Genomic DNA, 2,540 nt, shown 5'->3' on the forward strand with positions numbered 1-2,540 from the left:
GATGATCTCACGCGGAAAACGATGTCGTTTGTAGCTGCAAGGCAGAGCACTCATGCAGCTAAACTATCACGCCTCACTTAACGTGACAGCACCCCCGCGATGATAGGCCGGGGGGCTCAAATTGCGCACATGACCCGCGCGCCGACACAGACAGCGTGATGTTTTCCCTCTTCGTCCAGGGGAATGCTGCAGGAACAACCGGGCCGAATGCGGGCTCTGCCAGCAGCCTCATCGGACCCCGAGGGGGTTGGCGATGCGCAGCCGCCAGTCCTGTTCGGCCACGCGCTCGGCGACCTGCGTTGCGACACCCTGATCGATGATGTCCTGCCCGTCGGGACCGGGCACCCGGCTTTCCCAGTCGAGCAGCAAGAGAGCGATATCGCCACTGATCAGTATGCGGCGAAGCTGGTTTTGCAAGGTCACTCGTGCGGCGATGAGATCGCCTAGAGCTTCTCGCAGGGCCTCGGGCCCAGCATCGATAACGGCGCCCTCCGCCATGCGCATCACGGCGTCGGGATGGAACAATGCCATTAGCCCATCGACATCGCCCCGATTCATGGCGCTATCGAACGCCGGGCCGATCTCCTCCGGCGTGGGTGCCGGCCCGCTCATCGGGACTGCTCGCTCATGAGGAAAGCGCGGATGTGGCCGGCCACATCCGACGGAGCTTCGAGCGGTAGTAAGTGACCGACCTTGGGGACGACCACGAGGGTTGCGGTCGGAAGAGACGGTAGTAGCACGGTACGCAGCAGGTCCACGCTGTCGACGACGTCTTTCTCACCGCCGATCACGAGGATGGGAACCTGGATCCGGTCGAGGTCGGCGCTGACATCCTCTGAGATGGCGCTAGTGGGCCATGCGATCTTGGCGGCCGAAGCACCGCCGAGACTGTCGGCGATCACTTGGTCGCGAAGCTCCTGGGGAAGCGCAGTCGCGCAAAGGATATTGTCGAGCGTCCATGCTGCGCCCTCGGGGGTCATGTAGGCACCCTTCATCGCTTCGCGCTCGGGCTCGGGAAGGATCTTACCCTGCGCTGGCGACGGGGCCACGAGTACAAGCCCCGCGAGGCCTGCCGGCCGCCGCGACGCCAGCAGCTGCGCCACCTTCCCGCCCATGGAGTGCCCGACCAGCAGGTAGCGCGTCAACCCTAGCGTGGCGATCGCACCTTCGACGTCGTCCGCCATCGTCGCGATGTCATAACCATGCTCGGGATGCGGAGAACCGCCCCACCCGCGCGCATCGAGCGCAATGGAGCGGACATCGTCCGGCATGGCTGAGACGACGCGATCCCAAGTCCGCGCGGTGCCGCCCCAATAATGGAGGAACAGCACGGCCAGTTCGCCCTGACCCGATTGCGACCCATGGAGGTTGAGACCATTGGAAAAGATCATCATTGCGCGTCATCCTTGTTCTGAAACAGCGGCGGAACCGTCAAATAGGAATTTGGGCCCTTTCCACTAAGACGATAATCTGGGAATAATGATCTTCAGTCGATAATATGAGGATCGAATGGCATCGTGGACCGCTTTATGGAGCTTTCCGTTTTCATCGCTGCGGTTGACAAGGGAAGCCTAGCCGCCGCCGCTCGTGCCTTGGGCATGACGCCAGCGATGGCCGGCAAATATCTGGCTGCGCTGGAAGCGAGCCTGGGGGTCCCGCTGCTGCATCGGACCACGCGCAGGCAACATCTCACGGATGCAGGCCAGGACTATTACCGACGCGGTCGGCTGATCCTGGAAGCGCTTGGCGACGCGGATCGCGCTGCCCTTGCGTTGCAGGATGAACCGCGCGGTGTTCTGCGCATAACTGCGCCCACCACATTCGGAGCAATGCATCTCGGGCTCCCCGTCGCCGAATATCTCCAGCGTTACCCCGGCGTGACGGTCGAAATGAATTTGCAGGATCACTTCGTTGACTTGGTCGGTGGCGGTTTCGATCTGGCCGTCCGCATTGGAACCCTCGCGGATTCAAGTCTAGTGGCTCGGCGATTTGCGGCGAGCGGCATGATCGCCTGTGCGGCGCCCGCCTATCTCGAGAGGGTTGGTGAACCGCGATCGCCGGCAGAGCTCGCCGGGCATGCCCGTCTTGCCTTCAGCCGAGCGAGCTCGGCGGGCGACTGGACCTTCACCGACACGGCCGGGCGCGCACACAAGATCGAGAGCCCTTCCCGACTGCTGGCGGACAATATGCAGATGCTGCAGGCAGCAGCCCTAGCTGGTGCGGGTGTCGCCTATGGCCCGCGCTTCGTGTTCGGAGAACAGTTGGCGGCCGGCACGCTCGTCGAGCTTCTGCCGGGCTACGCGACAGAAAGCCTCGGCATCCACGCCGTCTATCCGTCCGCGCGACTGATCAGCGTCAAGGTCCGGCGGTTTGTCGACATGCTCGTCGAGTGGTTTGGAGAGCGTCCGACATGGGAAGCACCTTAAGCTCGGCTTTGTACGATCAGGGGTGCTGTCACGTTAAGTGAGGCGTGATAGTTTAGCTGCATGAGTGCTCTGCCTTGCAGCTACAAACGACATCGTTTTCCGCGTGAGATCATC

3 protein-coding genes are annotated in these 2,540 nt (G+C 62.5%); 1 reads left to right on the forward strand and 2 read right to left on the reverse strand.

Annotated elements, in window-relative coordinates:
- Positions 1-228: 228 nt before the first annotated feature.
- Both G442_RS0118830 and G442_RS0118835 read right to left on the reverse strand, forming a co-directional pair.
- The gene (locus G442_RS0118830) at positions 229-612 is read right to left on the reverse strand and encodes a YybH family protein (protein WP_026399193.1); all 384 of its coding nucleotides are present in this window, start codon (positions 610-612) and stop codon (positions 229-231) included.
- Positions 609-1,391, reverse strand: a complete 783-nt coding sequence (locus G442_RS0118835) for an alpha/beta fold hydrolase (RefSeq protein WP_246789550.1) — start codon at positions 1,389-1,391, stop codon at positions 609-611. The genes G442_RS0118830 and G442_RS0118835 overlap by 4 nt, the downstream gene beginning before the upstream one ends.
- A gap of 138 nt (positions 1,392-1,529) precedes the next feature.
- On the opposite strand from G442_RS0118835, the gene G442_RS0118840 reads away from it, so the two are divergent.
- Positions 1,530-2,426, forward strand: a complete 897-nt coding sequence (locus G442_RS0118840) for a LysR family transcriptional regulator (RefSeq protein ID WP_246789551.1) — start codon at positions 1,530-1,532, stop codon at positions 2,424-2,426.
- Positions 2,427-2,540: the final 114 nt, after the last annotated feature.

Source organism: Acetobacter nitrogenifigens DSM 23921 = NBRC 105050, assembly GCF_000429165.1.
Taxonomy (GTDB): domain Bacteria; phylum Pseudomonadota; class Alphaproteobacteria; order Acetobacterales; family Acetobacteraceae; genus Acetobacter; species Acetobacter nitrogenifigens.

Coding starts and splice junctions, on each gene's coding strand:
- G442_RS0118830 (WP_026399193.1), bottom strand. CDS start 612: ATGAGCGGGCCGGCACCCACGCCGGAGGAGATCGGCCCGGCGTTCGAT.
- G442_RS0118835 (WP_246789550.1), bottom strand. CDS start 1,391: ATGATCTTTTCCAATGGTCTCAACCTCCATGGGTCGCAATCGGGTCAG.
- G442_RS0118840 (WP_246789551.1), top strand. CDS start 1,530: ATGGAGCTTTCCGTTTTCATCGCTGCGGTTGACAAGGGAAGCCTAGCC.